Annotated in this window: 12 protein-coding genes; 11 read left to right on the plus strand and 1 reads right to left on the minus strand. The window is 36.4% G+C overall.

All coding sequences use genetic code 11. The features are described from left to right. The first annotated feature begins 798 nt into the window (after positions 1 to 798). The 11 genes from gyrB to tsaE all read left to right on the plus strand — a co-directional run bounded on the left by gyrB (position 799) and on the right by tsaE (position 20,141). Entirely contained in the window at positions 799 to 3,231 is a 2,433-nt protein-coding gene (gene gyrB, locus ACFIMQ_RS00555; protein ID WP_375615636.1) for a DNA topoisomerase (ATP-hydrolyzing) subunit B, read from the plus strand. A 118-nt stretch (positions 3,232 to 3,349) separates the two neighbouring features. Further along, on the plus strand, positions 3,350 to 4,132 hold the full coding sequence (gene ubiE, locus ACFIMQ_RS00560) for a bifunctional demethylmenaquinone methyltransferase/2-methoxy-6-polyprenyl-1,4-benzoquinol methylase UbiE (RefSeq protein ID WP_375703175.1): 783 nt from the start codon (positions 3,350 to 3,352) through the stop codon (positions 4,130 to 4,132). 1 nt (position 4,133) lies between these two features. After that, entirely contained in the window at positions 4,134 to 5,720 is a 1,587-nt protein-coding gene (gene ubiB, locus ACFIMQ_RS00565) for a 2-polyprenylphenol 6-hydroxylase (RefSeq protein WP_375703176.1), read from the plus strand. A 68-nt stretch (positions 5,721 to 5,788) separates the two neighbouring features. Then, positions 5,789 to 7,210 carry a bifunctional phosphopantothenoylcysteine decarboxylase/phosphopantothenate--cysteine ligase CoaBC gene (gene coaBC / locus ACFIMQ_RS00570; RefSeq protein WP_375615639.1) on the plus strand — a complete coding sequence of 474 codons (1,422 nt, stop codon included), beginning with the start codon at positions 5,789 to 5,791 and terminating at the stop codon, positions 7,208 to 7,210. A 1,881-nt stretch (positions 7,211 to 9,091) separates the two neighbouring features. Next, positions 9,092 to 9,811 carry a sulfate transporter family protein gene (locus ACFIMQ_RS00575; RefSeq protein ID WP_375615640.1) on the plus strand — a complete coding sequence of 240 codons (720 nt, stop codon included), beginning with the start codon at positions 9,092 to 9,094 and terminating at the stop codon, positions 9,809 to 9,811. Between the two features lie 992 nt (positions 9,812 to 10,803). Beyond that, positions 10,804 to 11,724 carry an acetyl-CoA carboxylase, carboxyltransferase subunit beta gene (gene accD / locus ACFIMQ_RS00580; protein WP_375615641.1) on the plus strand — a complete coding sequence of 307 codons (921 nt, stop codon included), beginning with the start codon at positions 10,804 to 10,806 and terminating at the stop codon, positions 11,722 to 11,724. Positions 11,725 to 11,728: 4 nt separating this feature from the next. Further along, entirely contained in the window at positions 11,729 to 13,048 is a 1,320-nt protein-coding gene (locus tag ACFIMQ_RS00585) for a bifunctional folylpolyglutamate synthase/dihydrofolate synthase (RefSeq protein ID WP_375615642.1), read from the plus strand. 44 nt (positions 13,049 to 13,092) lie between these two features. After that, positions 13,093 to 14,091 carry a complex I NDUFA9 subunit family protein gene (locus ACFIMQ_RS00590; RefSeq protein ID WP_375703177.1) on the plus strand — a complete coding sequence of 333 codons (999 nt, stop codon included), beginning with the start codon at positions 13,093 to 13,095 and terminating at the stop codon, positions 14,089 to 14,091. 1,619 nt (positions 14,092 to 15,710) lie between these two features. Continuing rightward, the gene (ahcY, locus tag ACFIMQ_RS00595; RefSeq protein WP_375703178.1) at positions 15,711 to 17,108 is read left to right on the plus strand and encodes an adenosylhomocysteinase; all 1,398 of its coding nucleotides are present in this window, start codon (positions 15,711 to 15,713) and stop codon (positions 17,106 to 17,108) included. Positions 17,109 to 17,144: 36 nt separating this feature from the next. After that, positions 17,145 to 19,610 (plus strand): ATP-binding protein, encoded by a 2,466-nt coding sequence (locus tag ACFIMQ_RS00600; RefSeq protein WP_375703179.1) that lies wholly within the window; start codon positions 17,145 to 17,147, stop codon positions 19,608 to 19,610. A 51-nt stretch (positions 19,611 to 19,661) separates the two neighbouring features. Further along, complete coding sequence (tsaE, locus tag ACFIMQ_RS00605) at positions 19,662 to 20,141, plus strand: tRNA (adenosine(37)-N6)-threonylcarbamoyltransferase complex ATPase subunit type 1 TsaE (protein WP_375703180.1); 480 nt, start codon at positions 19,662 to 19,664, stop codon at positions 20,139 to 20,141. A gap of 730 nt (positions 20,142 to 20,871) precedes the next feature. Here the strand turns inward: tsaE and trxA are convergent. Beyond that, positions 20,872 to 21,195, minus strand: a complete 324-nt coding sequence (gene trxA / locus ACFIMQ_RS00610) for a thioredoxin (RefSeq protein ID WP_375703181.1) — start codon at positions 21,193 to 21,195, stop codon at positions 20,872 to 20,874. Positions 21,196 to 21,291 lie beyond the last annotated feature (96 nt).

The raw sequence follows: 21,291 nt of genomic DNA on the forward strand, positions 1-21,291 counted from the left end.
CTTTTCTAAAACTGTTAAAAATTTTCATATATTTTTTTAAAATACATTGAAAATGCTTCTTAAAAAAAGTGCGTGAATAAGCCACACAATGGCGTTTTATTTTGAATAAGAAATGTAACCTCCATGGACAGGAATAATACAAACAAATATACACAATATTCTCACCTCAATTTAACATACAAAAAGTTAAAAAACTTAGAGAACGCGTAATATTAACTTCATTAAGATTGAAGATTGATTTATAGGTAAGAAAGTAAAAGTCTCGTTAGTGTAACATAAAGATGTACAACTAATTTTGAAATATTATGCATATGCAAAAATAGACAATAATATCACTCTTCACATAATTTAAAAATTTACGTTTAAAGTTTACGTAAAGCATAATTGACCTCGTCCCCAAATTTTAAAGGAAAAGGATTCGTACCAACGTTGTTCTGTAAACAGTCGGCTTCTCTCGATAAATTACGCTTTTAATTTCTTTAGTCTTCCCATAGTGATTCACTTAGACTGAAGGCTTTCAAGCCCTGCCCTGAATATTCACCACGCACTGTAAAAATACTTAAATATACCAAAGAGGTGCTTACTTGTCTTATATTATCACCCTAAATGACGGTATTTTACTGTATAATGGTGTCATATCATTTCATCATTCTTTCCATTATATATCGACAGATATTGAATCTAGATCTGATATACGGTAAATGTTTAATGTGGTTATTCCATAAATAACTGATCAGAACATTGAGCTTTAAAAAAGCGGATAAAATATTGAAATTGAACACAGGAATGGACTAACTTATGAGTGATGAAATAACCTCACCGGCACAAAGCCATGACTATGATGCCGCTTCTATCAAAGTTCTCAAAGGTCTTGATGCTGTACGCAAACGTCCTGGGATGTATATCGGTGACACTGATGATGGATCGGGTTTACACCATATGGTCTATGAAGTTGTAGACAATGCTATCGATGAAGCTTTAGCCGGTCATGCTACTCTTGTAAACGTCACACTCCATGCTGATGGTTCTTGTTCTGTTCGTGATAATGGACGTGGAATTCCAACAGATATCCATCCAACAGAAGGTATTTCTGCCGCTGAAGTTATCATGACACAGCTTCATGCCGGCGGGAAATTTGATCAAAACTCTTATAAAGTTTCAGGTGGATTACACGGTGTTGGTGTCTCTGTTGTGAATGCACTCTCTGTTTGGCTTAAATTACAAATCAGACGGAATGGTAAAATTTATGAAATATCATTTACCCATGGGGTGGCCGATGCTCCATTAAAAGTTGTTGGAGATTGTGATCAAGAAAGTGGAACAGAAATTAGATTTTTACCAAGTTCTGAAACCTTTACTATGGTTGAGTTTGATTTTGAAACTTTAGAGCGTCGTTTACGGGAATTGGCCTTTCTAAATTCTGGGGTTCATATTCTTCTTGTTGACGAGCGTCATGCTGACATTCAATCAGTTGAATTGCATTATGAAGGCGGATTAATAGAGTTTGTTAAATATATTGATCAATCAAAAAAAGCGCTCCTAGACACGCCTATTTACATTGCAAGTGAAAAAGATGGTATGAGCGTTGATGTTGCCCTATGGTGGAATGATTCCTACCATGAAAAGGTCTTGTGTTTTACCAATAATATTCCTCAGCGTGACGGTGGAACCCATTTGATAGGTTTTAGAAGTGCTCTTACGCGACAAATTAATGGCTACGCTGAATCTTCAGGTATTGCCAAAAAAGAAAAAGTGAACCTAACTGGTGACGACTGCCGTGAAGGATTAACAGCTATTCTTTCTGTCAAAGTTCCTGATCCTAAATTTTCTTCACAAACAAAGGACAAATTGGTTTCTTCTGAAGTGCGCCCTATTGTTGAAAGTTTGGTCAATGAAGGGCTTTCGATATGGCTGGAAGAACATCCTAATGAAGCAAAGCTTCTCATTAGTAAAGTGGTAGAAGCTGCAACAGCACGTGAAGCAGCACGCAAAGCACGTGAACTCACAAGGCGAAAAGGAGCGCTTGATATCACTTCTCTACCAGGAAAGCTTGCCGATTGCCAAGAACGAGATCCTGCAAAATCAGAAATCTTTATTGTCGAGGGGGATTCGGCTGGCGGTTCAGCAAAAAGTGGGCGCTCACGTCAAAATCAAGCAATTTTACCCCTTCGTGGTAAAATCCTCAATGTTGAACGAGCACGTTTCGACCGCATGCTCTCATCTGATATGATTGGAACACTTATTACAGCTCTTGGAACTTCTATCGGTAAAGATGAATTTTCACCGGATAAATTACGTTATCATAAGATTATTATCATGACGGATGCGGACGTTGATGGAGCCCATATTCGTACTCTGCTGCTCACTTTCTTTTTTAGACAAATGCCCGAGTTGATTGAACGTGGACATCTTTATATTGCTCAGCCTCCTCTTTATAAAGTATCGCGTGGAAAATCTTCCCAATATATTAAAAATGAAGCAGCGTTTGAAGAATTCTTGATCGATACTGGATTAGAAGAAACAACACTTGAGCTTTCAACGGGAGAAGTTCGTGCAGGAGCTGATTTGTATCAACTCGCTAAAGATGCTCGTATATTACGTCAACTTTTAAATGGTCTTCATACCCGTTATGATCGCAATATTGTTGAGCAAGCAGCAATTGTTGGTGCTTTTAATCTCGAAGCCCTTGCAACACCAGAAAAAGCGCAAAAAATAGTAGATTCTGTAGCACACCGCCTTAATCTGATTGCTGATGATATGGAGCAAGGTTGGAGTGGACAATATACAGCAGATGGAAGTTTATGTTTTGAACGCATTTTGCGTGGCGTTAAAGATGTTATTACGCTCGATGCAGGACTTATAAACTCAACCGATGCACGTCAAATTGATCGCATTGCCCAAAATTTTATCGACATATATCATCCTCCTGTTCTTTTACGTCGCAAAGATAAAACAGAGCGTATTTTTGGTCCTATGAGCCTTTTAGAGAGCATTTTTACAAGCGGTAAAAAAGGTGTTACTCTTCAACGTTATAAAGGTCTTGGGGAAATGAATGCTGAACAACTTTGGGAAACAACTCTTGATCCCAATGCACGTTCTCTTTTACAAGTAAAAATTAATGATGCAACTGATGCAGATTCACTCTTTTCTCGTCTCATGGGTGATGAAGTTGAACCTAGACGTATTTTTATTCAAGACAATGCCTTAAGCGTTGCTAATCTTGATATCTAAAGGTACTCTTCTGTTTTTGGCTGTATAAACATCGCAGTTTTACACGTTATTTTTTCGTATTTGAACATTCCCTCTCTCTTTCATTTACGATAAAAGAAAAATAAGAAAGGTCATCCATATGACAGCTGAAACAGAACGTGTAGGAGCCAAAGGTGGCATGGAGCGCTCTTTTGGTTTTAAAAGAATTAATGAAACACAAAAACAATCCATGGTGGATGGTGTATTTCATTCTGTTGCTGAAAATTATGACAAGATGAATGATATCCTATCATTGGGGCTACATCGTGTGTGGAAAAATTCCATGATTGCATGGCTTTCCCCACCAGCACTTTCCCATTGGAAAGTTCTTGATGTTGCTGGCGGTACAGGTGATATTGCTTTTCGTATTCTTAATGCTTCACGCCAAAAAGCCCATGCTACAGTGCTTGATATTAATGGCTCAATGCTCAGCGTTGGTAAAAAACGCGCACAAAAAAATGGTCTTGCTCCTCTAATTGATTTTGTTGAAGCCAATGCAGAACATCTCCCCTTTGAAGATCAAAGCTTTGACGCTTACACGATTGCTTTTGGAATTCGCAATGTTCCTCATATTGATCAAGCCCTTAGAGAAGCTTTTCGTGTCTTAAAGCCCGGTGGACGTTTCTTATGTTTAGAATTTTCAAATGTCGAGATGCCTTGGTTGGATAAAATTTATGATCTTTGGTCTTTCCATGCTATCCCTAAGCTGGGTCAATTTATTGCAAATGATGGTGATGCTTATCGCTATTTAGTTGAATCTATTCGCAAATTTCCTAAGCAAGATGATTTTACCCATATGATTAAGCATGCGGGATTTTCGCGGGTATTGTACCGCAATCTCACCGGTGCGATTGCAGCACTGCATTCAGGTTGGAAAATTTAAAATGGTGCAAATTTCCCCTTATTTTCAATTGATGCGTGCAGGATGGATTTTAACACGTGAAGGTGTTTTAAGTGCTCTTCCTCATGATGATCTTCAAGGATTTCCAGCGTTATGTCATCGTATAGCGCGTGTATTAGCACGACGCAAAACGAAAAAAAAACAGCGATCTGAAAATATTTCATATGCCATTAATAAGCTTGGACCCTCTTACATAAAACTTGGTCAATTTCTTGCAACAAGGCCTGATATTGTCGGCCGTGATATTGCGGAAGATTTGTCACAACTACAAGATCGCGTCCAAACATTTTCTTGCACCGCCGCTATTACTCAAATTGAAAGTTCTCTTGGTCGCTCTATTGATGATTTATTCGTAAATTTTTATCCCCCCATTGCCGCCGCTTCTATTGCTCAAGTTCATCCAGCTGAATACAGTGATGAAACTGGCCATAAGAAAAAATGTGCTGTAAAAGTTATTCGTCCCAATATCAGAGCACGTTTTTCTAAAGATCTTAGAGGATTCTATCTCATTGCTCATTTACAAGAGCGCTATATCCCTGCCTCTCGAAGGCTTCGTCCTGTTTGTGTAGTGGATACTTTAGCACAAACAACACGGCTTGAAATGGATTTACGCTTAGAAGCAGCAGCTATATCTGAAATGGCTGAAAATATTCAACATGATACAGGCTTTCGGGTTCCACGTATTGACTGGGAACGGACAGGACGTAATGTTCTTACAATGGAATGGATTGATGGTATAAGAATATCCGAAACTTCCAAACTCAAAGAAGCAGGATTTGATTTGAAGGCGCTCGCTATTACGCTTATTCAGTCTTTTCTTCGCCATACATTGCGTGATGGTTTTTTTCACGCCGATATGCATCCTGGTAATTTATTTGTAGATGAAAAAGGATGTATTGTCGCTGTTGATCTAGGCATTACAGGAAGGCTTGGCAAAAAAGAAAAGCATTTCCTTGCTGAAATTCTTTACGGCTTTATTACCCGCGATTACCATCGAGTTGCACGTGCCCATTTTGAGGCAGGCTATGTTCCTTCACACCATAATATTGAAAGCTTTGCGCAAGCCAACCGCGCTATTGGCGAACCAATTCACGGACAATCAGCACAAAGCATTTCCATGGCTAAATTGCTCACTTTATTGTTTGAAGTCACTGAATTATTTGACATGCAAACGCGACCTGAACTTTTATTGCTGCAAAAAACGATGGTTGTCGTGGAAGGTGTTGCCCGCACATTAGACCCCACTTTTAATATGTGGAAAGCTTCTGAACCCATTGTCAAAGAATGGATTGGTAAAAATTTAGGACCCGTAGGCATTGCAAAAGACTTTAGTGAAGGAGCACAAGCTCTCCTTTCACTGGCACGCAAAACACCACAATTGGTTCAAAATTTCCAACGAATAGAAGAAGATTTCAATCAAATGAGAAAAACAGGTTTTAATCTTTCTCCTGCTACCCTCAAACAACTTGCTGTGGAACAAAGTCATAGAAACCGTTATGGTCGTTATAGTCTTTTTATCATTGCACTTTGTTGCGCTTGTCTTACTTTTTACTTTTTTCATCTTTTCTAATCTCCTTAATATGCTAAAAATATCAACAATGAAATCATTGCAATCATTTTATTTCTTGGAGGTATTTTATGGCCAGTATTACCATTCGTAACCTGTCTCCTGAAACCAAAGAAGCTTTACGCATACGCGCCGCGCAAAATGGTATTTCTATGGAAGAAGAAGTCCGACGCCTTTTAAGCAATCCCATTCCTCTCACCACACAACCCCTTCATGCCAGTGCTGTTGAATTGCAATCATTGAAATCAAAATCACTTCTTCTTATTATTGGTGGAAGTATTGCATCCTATAAAGCCCTTGATTTGATTCGCCGTTTACAAGAACGTGGAGCACATTTAAAAGTTGTGATGACAAAAGCAGCGCAAAAATTTATTACGCCTTTAGCCGCTGAAGCTTTAAGCGGTGGTACTGTATATACTGATTTATTTTCACGCGAAGAAGAACATGATATCGGACATATCCGATTAGCACGTGATGCTGACCTGATTATTTTAGCTCCTGCTACAGCCAACCGCATTGCAAAAATAGCCCATGGCATAGGAGATGATCTGGCTGATTGTGTCCTTTTAGCAGCACGCTGTCCACTCTTGATTGCACCCGCCATGAATCCAGCCATGTGGGTGCATCCAGCAACTATTCGTAATGTTGCACAATTGCACGCAGATGGCGTTCATATCATCGGACCAGAAATCGGAAAGATGGCTGAACGTGACGAGATTGGATATGGACGTATGAGCGAACCTTTAACCATTGTCGCTGCTATAGAGAATCTTTTGAATGTGCATGAAAAACCTCTCTTTGGCCGCCATTTCATTGTTACCTCTGGCCCTACCCATGAACCAATTGATCCAGTACGTTATCTTGCTAATCGGTCCTCAGGTAAACAAGGTCATGCCATTGCAACCGCTCTTGCACATTTGGGTGCAAAAGTAACACTTATTTGTGGACCTGTTCATCTTGCAGACCCACAAGAAGTAAAAACAATTCATGTTGAAACAGCACAACAGATGTTAAAAGCCGTTCAAACCGCATTGCCTGCTGATGGTGCCATCTTTGTTGCCGCTGTTTGTGACTGGCGTAGTCAAACCCAATCTTTACACAAAATTAAAAAGGATGCTCATAAAACACCACCATCCCTTCACATGGTTGAAAATCCTGACATTTTAGCAACGATTGGACACGCTCCAAATCGCCCCTCATTGGTCATTGGTTTTGCTGCTGAAACATGCGATATTATTGCTAATGCGCAAAAGAAATGTGTTGAAAAAGGAGCTGATTTCATTCTTGCTAATGATATTTCTCTTCAAGTAGATGGTACAAGTGTCATGGGTTCTGATACAAATCAAGTTTATCTTGTGAGTAGAGAAAAAGTTGAACAATGGCAACATATGAGTAAACAACACGTAGCGCAAAAATTAGCAAACGTGATTGTATCGTTTTTTGCCCCCCAAACACCTACTCCTCATGAGGAAAATATACCCCATTTCAAATAATAACTCTTCAAACGCGTTGATATTAAAAAACCTATAAAATAGAACTGACGATAGGTGTCTATCTATCTCGATTAGTATATAATATTTTGATTTATAATGATAACCTAGCATTGTTCATATTATTAGAATCCCAGACATCGTAAGATTCTCTCATTTCCAATCTCTCTCATGTTGAATCAATAAAAATCATTTTCTTACACGTTGTAAACAAGGATAACTGTATGAATACAAAACGTTTAAGAAAGAACTAAAAACGCTTATAATGGACCGTCTCAAGAACCAAGAGCTTGTCTCAGACAACACTGAGGATGATGGTGCCAGCGTGCTCTTTTTATTAAGCGTAAAGTTAGTGATGCCCTATAAGTTTTATATTATTCACGAGAGCTTTACCCATAGACCATTCACAAACGCTGTTGCGAAATGGGTGTGATGAGCGTTGGGAAATGTTTTTTAAAAAATCCTATCTCACCCTAGCCTTCATAAAAGCAGGATCTATTGCACCACTGTCTCGCCAGCTTATAAAAAAACAAGCTATCATTCACTTTGCCTACCATCAATTTTGAGAAAGCTCTTGCACTGGATAAAATTTATAAAAAGCATTTTCTCTCTTCAATGTTTTTATCCCCATATTGGTCCTATTTATGATATACGAATAAATGATTTTGATTGTTTCATGATGAGAGCAGCTAATAAGAAAATATGGCAAATTTATTTGGAGCTCTTATTCACTATGAAAATAATGTATAAATCAATATATTATAATATCTCAATGCAATTTTAAGCATACTTCATGCTGACGCTCATAAAGAGTGTAGACAAAATTCATTGTACCACTGTCTATAAGTTTATGAAATTAACGCTTTTATTATTTTCCTCAATGATCAGTCTTTAAGATGAAATGTCTGTGTCCTCTCTCCAGAATACCAAGACCACAAAAACTAGAATTTTATCCATGATATCCTCACATTGTGATGTTTCATGAGAAGCATTTTTATTCCTTTATCGAAAGCTTTGTATCCATACATTGGTCTCGCCTATAATGTGCAAGTAAATAATTTTTTGATGTTGAATAGAGTCTTTGAAATTAAAGAATATTTCTATATTTTGGATTCTTATTCAAGTTGAAAATGATCAATTCTCTTCATAAATTAATGGTGTTATTACCTAAAAATTATTTGATACAATGCACCTCTTGTATGAAAAAATGCCTCAATGAATTCTTACTTTATTGCATTGATCGCTCTTAAAATTAAAAATCTCACCATTTTTAATCATTAGTGACATCTTTCTTTTTTTCTCCCCAATAAACTGCTCTGCCATGGAATATGGACAGTAAATCATTGAAGCTTCTTTCCTTCCTTATTGCTATATCCCATGAATCATTCCATCGCCCAAAACAAGAATATCTTCAGAACGACTATGTTACCCTTATTCCATTAACCTCAATATTGTTTTGAATAGAATCGAGAATCAAAGGCATGCAGCCAAATGGTAGAAAATTACAAAACATTAGAGATGTTGAAAAATAAGTAAGGACGCAGATAAACAAACTTAAACAGCTCTACTAGATAAATGAAAGCAAAAAAATCCCCTCCCTAATAACTCTACTCCCTTAATTTTTTCTATATATCATATAAGCGCAATCATCTAAACTCTGTACAAAAATATTTAGAAAGTTCTTCTACAATAACTTCCTCTTAAATTCTTATTGGTTTTTAAAAGTCAAAACTTTTATTTATTCAAAATTTATTTTAAATGAAGAAACCTTAGCCGTTTTTTTATAATGTTATTGAAAATAGAGCTTGTAATTCAAAGAAAGAAAAAATCATACAATAAATATATTTCTTGTTTTTTTTGCTTCTTTCCTTAATTTACTAATCTATGATTTTTACTGCTGCCTATCGTGCTTTACAACGCCTTCTGACCTCGCAATACAGCATTATGATACTAAAAGCATTGGGTGTTACTTTTTTCGTGCTCGCCATTCTATGGTTATGTGTGCACCAACTTTTTGTGTCTTATTTTTGGCCTTGGATTGCTCAATTTCTTCCTGGACTCCCTAGTTGGGCGGGATGGATTGGTTTTAGCATGCTTATCATCTTTAATCTTGGGTTGGCTCTTTTATTGGCTTTTTTGATTGCACCCATCACAGCTATGATTGGTGGTTTTTTCATTGATTCTGCTGCTGAAATCATTGAAAAGGAGGATTATCCAAACGAGCCTATTGGACAAGCTCTGTCATTTAGGCGTTCTCTTATTATTTCCTTTAAATTTGTTATTTTAAGCCTTCTTGGGAATGGAATTGCTTTTATTTTATTCTTCATACCCGGGGTTAATTTGATTGCTTTTTATGTTATTAATGGTTATTTGCTTGGTCATGAATATTTCTTGTTTGCTGCTTACCGTTTTCGAACAGAGCAAAATGCGCGTGTTTTTTTACATACTCATTACACAACAGTTTTTGGCGCAGGATTATTGATAGCGATTTTTGTTTCGATTCCTATTATTAATCTAGCAACACCGCTTTTTGCCGCCGCCTTTATGACACATTTACACAAAATGCTTTCCCAAAAAACCATAGCACACATCACACAAAAATAATGCTCCTTAACTTTAAATCAAACAAAACTTGTGAGCCCCAAAAAGCATAATATAAAATTTTATTCTTTTCCTTTTATTAAGGCAATATATTGATTTATAATGATAATTTATCATTTTATGACATAAGTAAAAAAACTAAATATCATAAAGCTTTCTTATTTTAACCTATTCATGTTGAATCACTTAAAATCGTTTGTTGAAATGTCATAAACGGAGGCGGTCGTATGGATAAAAGAACTTTTAAAAAGATATAAAATACCTCTCATGCCCCCTCTCAATGCAAGAATTATTGTTACATTGGAACTGGAAAAGAGTATGATGGTGCCGCTTTGTACCTTATATTTCAGTAAAAATGGAGAGCATAATGTATTTTATACCCTTCATAGAGAAATGATTATTATACTCTTCATGGGTACCGTCATAAGAGAGTTTTGGGAATATTGAGACTGTTAAATCTAGCAACGCGTGAATACATAACAAGAACAATATTTTGTTTTTGACGTTCTATTTTATGTGAAAAGCGTGCACTTTGAAAGACCATTCTGAAAAAATATTGCTCTGGTGTTGGCGTTTCGCTAACATAACATTATCATAGTCATTATCTTTAATGAATGAGTGTGGCTTATATTATAAGGTTTCTTGATTTAAAAATTGTTGATATTAATGATTAACTGGATGTTCATTTTCATTAAAAGAAAATAAGGCGTTTGTTAATGAGCGCAAGGAGTGAGTTTTAATACAAAAATCAAAGAATAAAAACATGTCAGTTCTTAAAACTTCTGAGAAGTTTGTTATAGGAAATACTCTTCATGCATATGATTGTTGTAAAATTGGAAAAATTAAAAAACAGTGAGGTGAGAGCTATACGTATACTGATAAAAGTATTAAATAGACTCGTTTGGTCAGCCGGTAAAGCAAATGTGACTGCTTAAATTCTATATTCTTTCAAATCATGCAAAAGGTGTATAATATTTTAAAGGAAGGTTATAAAGATGAACTGGATTACAAATTATGTTCGCCCTAAAATTAATTCTATATTGGGACGCCGTGAAATTCCAGAAAATCTATGGATTAAAGATCCTACCAGTGGTGAAATGATCTTCCATAAAGATTTGGAAGCCAATCAATTTGTGGCTCCTAATTCTGGCTATCATATGCGTATCAGTGCCAAAAATCGTCTCATGCATTTTTTTGATGATGGTGTTTATACAGCTCTTGAAAATCCAAAAGTTGTGACAGACCCTTTAAAGTTTCGCGACGAAAAACGCTATATTGATCGGTTAAAAGAGTACCGTTCTAAACTCGGTGTTGAGGACAATATTTTGAGTGCACGCGGTACGATTGAGGGTTTGCCAATTATTGCAACCGTTCAAGATTTCGCCTTTATGGGGGGATCACTCGGTATGGCCTCAGGAGAAGCTATTATCAAAGCTTTTGATACTGCCATTGCCGAAAGATGCCCTTTGGTTCTTTTTACTGCTTCTGGCGGTGCACGCATGCAAGAAGGAACACTCTCATTGATGCAAATGCCCCGTACAACAGTAGCGATTGAAATGTTGAAAGAAGCAAAACTTCCCTATATTGTTGTGCTAACCAATCCAACCACTGGTGGTGTTACTGCTTCTTACGCCATGCTTGGTGATATTCACATTGCCGAACCTGGCGCTATGATTGGTTTTGCTGGTCCGCGTGTGATTCAACAAACGATACGCGAAACCCTACCAGAAGGTTTTCAAAGTAGTGAATATCTGCTTGAACATGGTATGATTGATATGGTTGTATCGCGTTTAGAAATGAAAACAACAATTGCGCGTATTTTACGCTTGATGATGAAACGCCCTGCTGTTTTTAACCCTTATGATCCATCCCCTACAGATTCTCAAACATCGCTTTCTAGGACAAAAGCAGCTTAAGTTTATGCAACAAAGTCAAATACAAAGGGTGGTGGATGATTTACTAAAAAATTATCCGAAAAAATTTGATCTTTCTTTAGAGCGTATTGTTCACCTTTTAGAGCGTCTTGGTAATCCACATTTAAAACTTGCACCTGTTATTCACATCGCTGGAACAAATGGCAAAGGATCTGCTTCAGCAATTTGCCGTGCTCTTTTGGAAAGTGCAGGATACCGCGTTCATGTTTATAGCTCGCCCCATCTCGTCAACTGGAATGAACGCTGCCGGTTAGGTCAAAAAGGAGGTGGTCAACTTGTTACAGAAAACCAATTGGCTGAGACAATCCATGAAATTATAAAAGTAAATCGTCAAGAGCCGATTACTATTTTTGAAATTTTTACAGCTGCTGCCTTTATGCTGTTTAGTATACATCCAGCTGATGTTGTTATTTTAGAAGTTGGATTGGGAGGACGTTTTGATGCTACCAATGTCGTTAACAAACCAGCTGTATCGCTTATTATGCCCATTGATTATGATCATGAGAGCTTTCTTGGAAATACAATTGCTCAAATCGCTTTTCAAAAAGGGGGGATTATAAAACCAAACGTTCCAGTGGTCATAGGAAAGCAAAATTATGAAGAAACTCTTGCTACTTTAATACCCCTTGCCGATAAAAATAAAGCATCTTATGCTCTCTTTGATCAAGATTATCAAAGCTATAAAGAACATGGACGTATGGTTTTTCAAAACCATCAAGGTCTCATGGATCTTCCTCTTCCTAACCTTATTGGAGACCACCAAATTGCTAATGCTGGTGCATCTCTTGAAGCAGTTTATCAAGCGGGTTTTCAACTTTCAGAACAAACCATAAATGACGCTTTGAAAAATATTTATTGGCCCGCACGAATGCAGCATCTTACCCAAGGACTTTTGGTTGATCAACTATCTCCTGATATTGATTTATGGTTAGATGGTGGTCACAATCCTGCTGCAGGAAAAGTTATTGCGGCAGAACTTACACAATGGAGAAAAAAAACAGATCGCCCCATTATTATGATTGCTGGCATGCTTAATACCAAAGATGCTGTCGGTTATTTTCGTCCTTTAGCTAACCTTGTCGATAAAGTATATACGATACCGCTGCTTGACAATAATGCCAGTCTCTCTCCAATAAACTTAGCTGAATCAGCCCAAAAAGCAGGAATCTTTGCTACTCCACAAGCACATCTACAAGATGCTTTGCATAAAATTAAAATGGAATATAAAGAGGCTATTGTCCTTATTAGTGGTTCTCTTTATCTTGCGGGTGATATTTTGCGTGACAATAAAACACCACCGTGCTAGATAATTAGCTATTTTTAAAGCTTTGAAAGATAGACTTTTTAATCATGCAACTTGATTGTGCACTTTATAAACATCCTAAACTCATTACTGTTTTTGGCGGATCTGGTTTTGTAGGACGACATGTCGTTGAAACTTTGACTAAGCGGGGATATCGCGTTCGCATCGCTGTTCGTTGTCCACAAAAAGCTTATTACATGCTCCAAATAGGAGAAGTAGGACAAACCCAAATGCTTAAAACAGATATCAAGCATCGTGCCTCTGTTGCACGCGCATTGCTTGGAGCTGATGCAGCAGTGTTTTTACCCGGTAGCTTAAAACAGGCAAATCAATCGAATTTTAAAAGCACACAAATTGATGGTGCTTACAATATTGCTGAATTAACAGTAGAAGCTGGTATTCCTCTTATCTATATGTCGACTCTTGTGGCTAGCGAGAACGCTGCATGTCTTTATGCACGTGTTAAGTTTATGGGTGAACAAATCATTCATAACAAGAATCCTCAAGCAATTATTATACGTCCATCCATTATCTTTGGACCAGAAGATTGTTTCTTTAACACCTTAGCAGATTTGTCACGTTTTTTACCAATTATGCCTCTTTTTGGAGGTGGACAAAGCAAATTGCAACCCGTGTATGTTGGTGACGTTGCTGAGTTTATCGCGCGTGCTTTAGATGGACAGGTAGCTTGGGGAAAAAAATATGATCTTGGTGGTCCCCAGATTATCACCCTCCAAAATGCTCTTGAAAATATACTTAAAATCATTCGTCGTAAAAAAACAATCCTATCTATGCCTCTTTCTGTCGGTCTATTGATTGGAGGAGTTTTAGGAACGATTGGTAAGTTGCCTCTTGTACCAACACTCGTAACAGCCAATCAAATACGCTTTTTGCAAACGGACAATATAGTTTCTCAAGAAGCTATTGAAAATGGATATACGCTAGAAGGAGTAGGAGTTACTCCTAGAGCAATGGCAGCATTCTTGCCAAGTTATCTCTGGCGATTTCGTCCACATGGTCAATTTTCCCAAAACTTACTCGTCTAGAATAAATTCTCCTAGAACCTAGTTAATTATTGGATTTGTGATTAATATCCTATTGTTAACTGTTTTAAAGTCAGAGTGTTAAATTTAAATTAGAGTGATATTTTTGCATTTTTAATGCTCCATTTAGTATCACAAAACATGTTTCCTCGCACATCTATAGTATTTTTATAAAAACTGTTGGAAAAAAGAAAAAGCACCTCTTATAAACTGTCTTCATGTAAGAGCAGATGCAACATTGAAATCCAGAAGAGCCGATTCTGGATTAGATATTCATAAATATAAAGATGATAACCTATAATTCTGTATTATATTATTTTGCTAAAAAGCTTAATAATAAGATTAAAAAAGGTAACAATACCTTTTTCAATAATCGCATGAGTGATAAAGGATACTCTTTTTGATATTATCTCATAAAAAATCGATATAAAAATTATGACGCAATACATGATTTTTTATTATTTAAAAGATATTTCTTTAGAGATTTTTAAAAATTGTAAAGCTATTAAAAGAATAGAATTTTGTTTTTATCTTTATGTCTTTATATTTTTTAAATTAGCTTGTGTTTCAGTTTAGAGATTACTGAAAAGATATCAGTAATAATTATCTGCCCTACTCTGGCATATAATAAAGTTGGAGTTCCTTATAGGGCGTTTTTAATCATTTCAATATTTGTTTTAACTATGTAATTGCCTTAAAGTTAAATGTTAATTTATACATAACAGCCAAAGCATAAGTTTTATGAAGAAAACAACACCACACAAAACATACCAGCTATTATGAAGTGAGAAAATATTCCGGATTTTTCAGATGCTTTGCAAAAATAATGGCTATAACACATTTGAATTTATATTTTCTCATCCTTACAGGTGGTCGTATAAATTTTTTGCGTCATACTCGTAAAAATTAGATTGAAAGAAATTTACGACAATACTTGATAACACTTAACGCATAGAGTTTGTTAAATAAATAACTCTATAAAAATGAAAATGTCCTCGCTATGTTGGCATAGCTTTTTATCACTTACTCAGCAAAACGACATTAGGAACATCTTTTACTTTACATTAACGCATCTCATGGGTGTTTGTATGTGTCCTCTATGTCGTCTTCATAAAGATCAAATTGAGGATAATATATAAACACTTCTTGGTTAGAGAATATCAAAAGAAGATATAAGAGCATTACAGATTTTTGTGTACCTTTATTATGAAATAACTCACAAAATTATTGAACAAATCCATTATCTCTCTACAAAGTAATTATCTTCTTTTCTTACCAATTATGCGTTCCTTTAAAGAAATGACACGGATGTTTAATAGGAAAAAATTATACTTGAAGCATATTTCTATAACTTTTTCTCTTAATTGATGTTATTGATTAGCATTTCTTACATTTTGAAAACTAAAAATTTTTTGATATATTTTGTTTATATAACCAAACTTATCATGAAATCTCTTACCTTCTCAGTAACATCATTACTCAGATTCATAAATGCATATTTGTTGCACAAATTTATGAAGATTTTAAAAGAACTTTTTCACATAAAGAAGTCTTCTTCTTGTCTTGCATTTTTTTTTAATTTCTCCTACCGTCTTGGAAAACTGATTTTAAAGGAATGAAGAATGACAGCTCAAGATTTTGTTGTCAAAGATATTGCTCTTGCCGCTTATGGTCGTAAAGAACTTGACATTGCTGAAACTGAAATGCCCGGTTTGATGGCTTGTCGCAAGGAGTTTTCCTCCAGTCAACCTTTGCGTGGAGCACGTATTTCTGGCTCATTGCATATGACAATTCAAACAGCTGTTTTAATTGAAACATTAAAAGCGATTGGCGCCAATATACGGTGGAGCTCTAGCAATATTTTTTCTACGCAAGATCATGCAGCAGCAGCTATTGCCGCAACTGGTATTCCTGTATTCGCCGTTAAAGGTGAAACATTGGAAGAATATTGGACTTATATAGATGCAATTTTCCAATGGCCTGATGGCAATCCTTCCAACATGATTTTAGATGATGGAGCTGACGCCACAAACTATATTTTAATGGGAAGTCATGCAGAACAAAATAAAGATATTCTCTCGCGTCCCAAAACAGAAGAAGAAGAAATTTTTTTCAAACAAATACAAAAGCGTATGGATGCAACGCCAGGTTTTTTTACCCGACAGCGCGCAGCAATTAAAGGTGTAAGCGAAGAAACTACAACAGGTGTAAACCGTCTTTATAAATTACAAAAAGAAGGGCTTCTGCCTTTTCCTGCAATTAATGTTAATGATAGCGTCACTAAATCAAAGTTTGATAATAAATATGGATGTAAAGAATCATTGGTCGATGGTATTCGACGTGGAACAGACGTAATGATCGCTGGTAAAACTGCCATTGTCTGTGGTTATGGTGATGTAGGAAAAGGTTCAGCGGCATCTCTTTCAGGTGCTGGGGCTCGTGTTAAAGTGACAGAAATTGACCCTATTTGCGCTCTTCAAGCAGCTATGGATGGCTATGAAGTTGTTAATTTGGATGATGCTGCTTCCAGTGCTGATATTATCATCACCACAACAGGCAATAAAGATGTTGTCCGTTTAGACCATATGCGACAAGTAAAGGATATGTGTATTCTTGGAAATATTGGTCATTTTGATAACGAAATCCAAGTCGCAGCCCTTAGAAATTTGCCATGGACAAATATTAAACCACAAGTTGATATGATTACCTTTCCCGATGGAAAACGCATTATTTTGCTCTCTGAAGGACGATTGTTAAACCTCGGCAATGCGACAGGGCATCCTTCTTTTGTCATGTCAGCTTCGTTTACCAATCAAGTTTTAGCGCAAATTGAACTTTTTACCCGTACAGAACACTATACAAATGAAGTCACTGTTTTGCCTAAACATCTTGATGAGAAAGTTGCACGCCTACATCTTGATCGGTTAGGAATAAAATTAACTGTTTTATCAGAAGAGCAAGCCGCTTATATTGGAGTCACACCACAAGGACCTTATAAACCAAACCATTACCGTTACTAAAATGCTTCCTTGGGTTTTAAAAAAGGGAAAGATATCGTGCTCAGCTTTGGTGACTATACCCCCAAAGAAAAAGCTCAGAAAATGATCCGAATCTATACGTATATATTTTGCCTTTTTTTCTTTTTTTCTCCTACATGCACTGTTGCTCAGTCATTGGAAAACTATTTACCATTTTCTTTCACTTTGCCCAATGGTCCATGGCTGCTTTTAGCGCTGTGTGGAGGAATTTCTTGTGCTTCACTTCTCATATGCATAGCTGTTATCATGCGTGCAAAAAAAACTGCACAGAAGCCTTTGAAGATAATTCAGGCAGATTTTTCTGAAAAACTTAAATATTATGAATGGCTTCTGGAAGAAACCGAGCAATTCCTTCTTATTTGGGAAAATCCAACAACCTTACCCCGTGTCGTTGGTGCTCTTTCTGCATTGCAAAAAATAGGAATCGATCAGAAAGATTTTCAGCGTTTTGAGCTCTGGGTTGAAGAAAACTCTCTGCGAGAACTTGATTATGCATTGACTCAACTCCGTTGTAAATGTCACCCTTTTGAACTTTCTATCACCACCACAAACAATGTGCTGCTGCAAGTTACAGGGGTCATCGCAGGAACAGTTGCCATTGCTCGTTTTCAAGATATTTCAAAACAACAAAGTGAAAACGCTCGTTTACAGAAAGATATCGCCCGCCTTCTTACTGAACTGAGAATGCAGCGCAATCTTCTTGATCTTATTCAAGAACCCGTATGGATAAAAGATTGTGAAGGAAAAGTTTGTTTTGTCAACCGTGCCTTTAGAGAGATGACAAACTTTCGTGAAGGCAGTGATGAAGTGAGAGATCTTTTCAATGAAAACACACAACGCAAAACAAATGAAACAGAAACAATTTTTCAAGAACATGTTCACACAGTTATTGATGGAGAACGACACCATTTTCATCTCACACGGATTACAACGGCCGAAGGGATGGCAGCTTTTGCACGTGATGACAGCGCCTATGAAAATCTTGCCCATGAATTAAGATATGTTCTTCAAAGCCATTGTGAAACACTTGACCAAATCTCAACAGCTGTAGCCATTTTTGATACAAACCAAAAATTAAAATTCTGCAATCACGCTTTTAAAATTTTATGGCCGTTGGAGAGTTCCTTTTTAGAAAGTGAACCAAGCCATACATTGTTTCTTGAACGTTTACGTGAAAAGGGTCTCATTGCTGAACACCCTGATTGGCGCACGTGGAAAGAAGAACTTTTTAAAGCCTATCGACAAACAGAATCAAACCAACAAATTTGGAATCTTCCAGATGGGCGTACGGTGCGTGTTGTCTCGAACCCTCATCCACAAGGAGGTGTCACTTGGCTTTACGAAAACCTTACAGAAAAAATTGATCTTGAACGCCGTTATAATACACTTATTAAAATACAAGGTGAAACACTTGATAAACTTTCTGAAGGCGTAGTCGTTTTTGGTACTGATGGACGCCTTCGTTTATCTAATCCTGCCTTGTCGAAATTGTGGTCGCTTCCTTATAATTTACTGGTAGAAGGGACCCATATTACGCAGTTAGAAAGCCATTGTTCAACCTTAACCTTGGGACAAGAATGGAATCAATTTACCAAATTTATTACTGGTTTTGCTGAAAAACGTGAAACATATTCTGGTCGTATAGATCTTAAAAATGATATGATTATTGATTATACTCTGGTCCCTCTTCCCGATGGACAAACGATGCTTACTTTTGTGAATGTTACGGATACTGTCCATGTTGCGCGTGCTCTTCAAGAAAAAAATGAAGCATTAGAAAGTGCTGATCGTTTGCGTAATGAATTTGTCCAACATGTTTCCTATGAATTGCGTACACCTCTCACCAATATTATTGGATTTTCTGATATTTTACGTGATCAAATTTTCGGCTCTATCAATGAACGTCAACAAGAATATCTTGGACATATTCATTCAGAATCAGGAACTCTTTTAAATATTGTTAACGATATTCTTGATCTTGCCACCCTTGATGCAGGCATTATGACGTTGGACATAAAATCGGTTAACATTGCCGATGCTATGATACAAGCGGTAGCACGTGTAGAAGATCGTCTTAATGGACGTCATATTACGCTTTTACAACAAATTTCTCCTTCCTTAAACTCTATTTCTGCTGATGAAAAACGTTTGCATCAAATTTTTGTGAATGTTCTGAGTAATGCTATTAATTTTGCAACGGAGGCGAGTACTATTGAATTTTGCGTCGATGAACAAGATGATAGTATTGTCTTTAGCGTTCACAATGAGGGCTCTGATATTCCTAAAGACATTCTTGATCGTGTTTTTAAACGTTTTTCTTCTCATTCACACCATGGTGGGCGTGCGGGAGCAGGTCTTGGCCTTTCCCTTGTAAAAAGTTTCGTTGAACTACACGGTGGACATGTTGAAATTCTTACCGGTTCTGGAAAAGGAACAACAGTTAAATGTTTTTTCCCACTCTCCAAAGGAGATAAGATTTTTTAATTTTAGCCTTTATTATAATAAAAATTTTTCATCCATCTCATGGAACTCTTAATGAATTTTAGTTTTTTTCTTGAAAATGAAGAGGCAACAAAGCTTTTTGCACAAAATTTAGCCCTTTCTTTAAAGCCGGGAGATCTTATAACACTGCAAGGAGATCTTGGAACCGGAAAATCAACCATTGCACGTACAATCATCCAAACACTTGCAAACGATAACACTATAGATGTTCCAAGCCCTACTTTTACTCTTATGCAAAGCTATCAGCTTCCACAGTTTGAAATTATTCATGCTGATCTTTATCGCCTTTCTATGGAAGAAGAAATTGATGAATTAGGGCTTTATGAAGCATGCGAGAACAATATTTTACTCGTTGAATGGCCAGAAAGAAGTGTAGCCCTTTTAGAGCTTGCCACTTTCGCGCTTACCTTACAATACGAAGTTCATGGGCGCCATGTAACACTTAGATCAGCACCACATTCCATTAAACGTTTGCAACAGGCTTTTGCAATTCATACATTAAAAAAAACATAGACGTGATCATGGATATCATCATTTTTTAGTTTGTGATGCCTCAGTACCTATGAAACTTGAAATGATGAATAAAATGAAGCCCTGCTGGATGCACCAACCATGAAGATAAAACAAAACACTGATACTTTTATAAAAATAGCACAATTCGCAGAGAGCATCCGTTAATTGGTAGGAATTAATCCGTTTCTTTTAGAGATTATTTTTTTTGAAAATTTTTAAAAAACTCTTTTGATTTTAGAGAAACGTGTAAAAGAATTTTATATCAAGGTGATCATTTTCTCAGAAGAGCATTAACTTACCAATCGTGAATTTCTTTCTTCTTTCTCCTTAAAAATTGTAAACTTTAGAAAAGTAATTTGTAAAATTTTTGCTTAAAATCTCCTTTTGTTATTGCCAAACACTCCAAGCAGAAACTTCTTTATTGCTAGAGTGGTATTTGCTTTTTTATGTATTGTCCCCCCTATCTCGATAGCCTTATCCAAAAAAAATATCCGTCACCTAATATTTGTTGGCGCGCACATAAATAAGGAATTGCCTACATTGTTCATACAGGACAATTTTTTGATAAAAAATGATCTATTGAATCATGTATAACAGTGTGGATTCTTAAAATCATTTAAATTTTTGGTTTAATTGAATTGCTCTTACAATGTATTACAGAAAAGAATGTTTAAAAAAAATCAAAAGGAGAGACTAAAATTTCTCTCCTTTATCGTTACTGTGTATGGCATCAATTAAGGCCATTTTTTATCCACTCAGAAAGACGTCCTTTAGGGGCAGCGCCAATCATATTCGATGAAACATTTCCATTTTTAAACATTAATAATGTAGGGATAGAGCGCACTCCATATTGGGTAGCAAGTTCCGGATTTTCATCAATATTCACTTTGGCAATTTTAACTTGATTTTGCATTTCTATTGAAATTTCATCCAAAATTGGAGCAATCATTTTGCAAGGACCACACCATTCTGCCCAAAAATCAACCACAACAGGGGTGGAAGAGGTTAAAACTTCACTTTCGAAATTGTCCTTATCAATTTTTATACATGTCATTAATTTATCCTTTATATTCACTTCTATACATTGGTATGATAACAATTCATATCAAGTTATTGCAAAGATAAATTATTAAGAGACTCTTTTACACCT

It is taken from the genome of Bartonella sp. AD13SXNS, from assembly GCF_042196465.1.
GTDB lineage: Bacteria > Pseudomonadota > Alphaproteobacteria > Rhizobiales > Rhizobiaceae > Bartonella.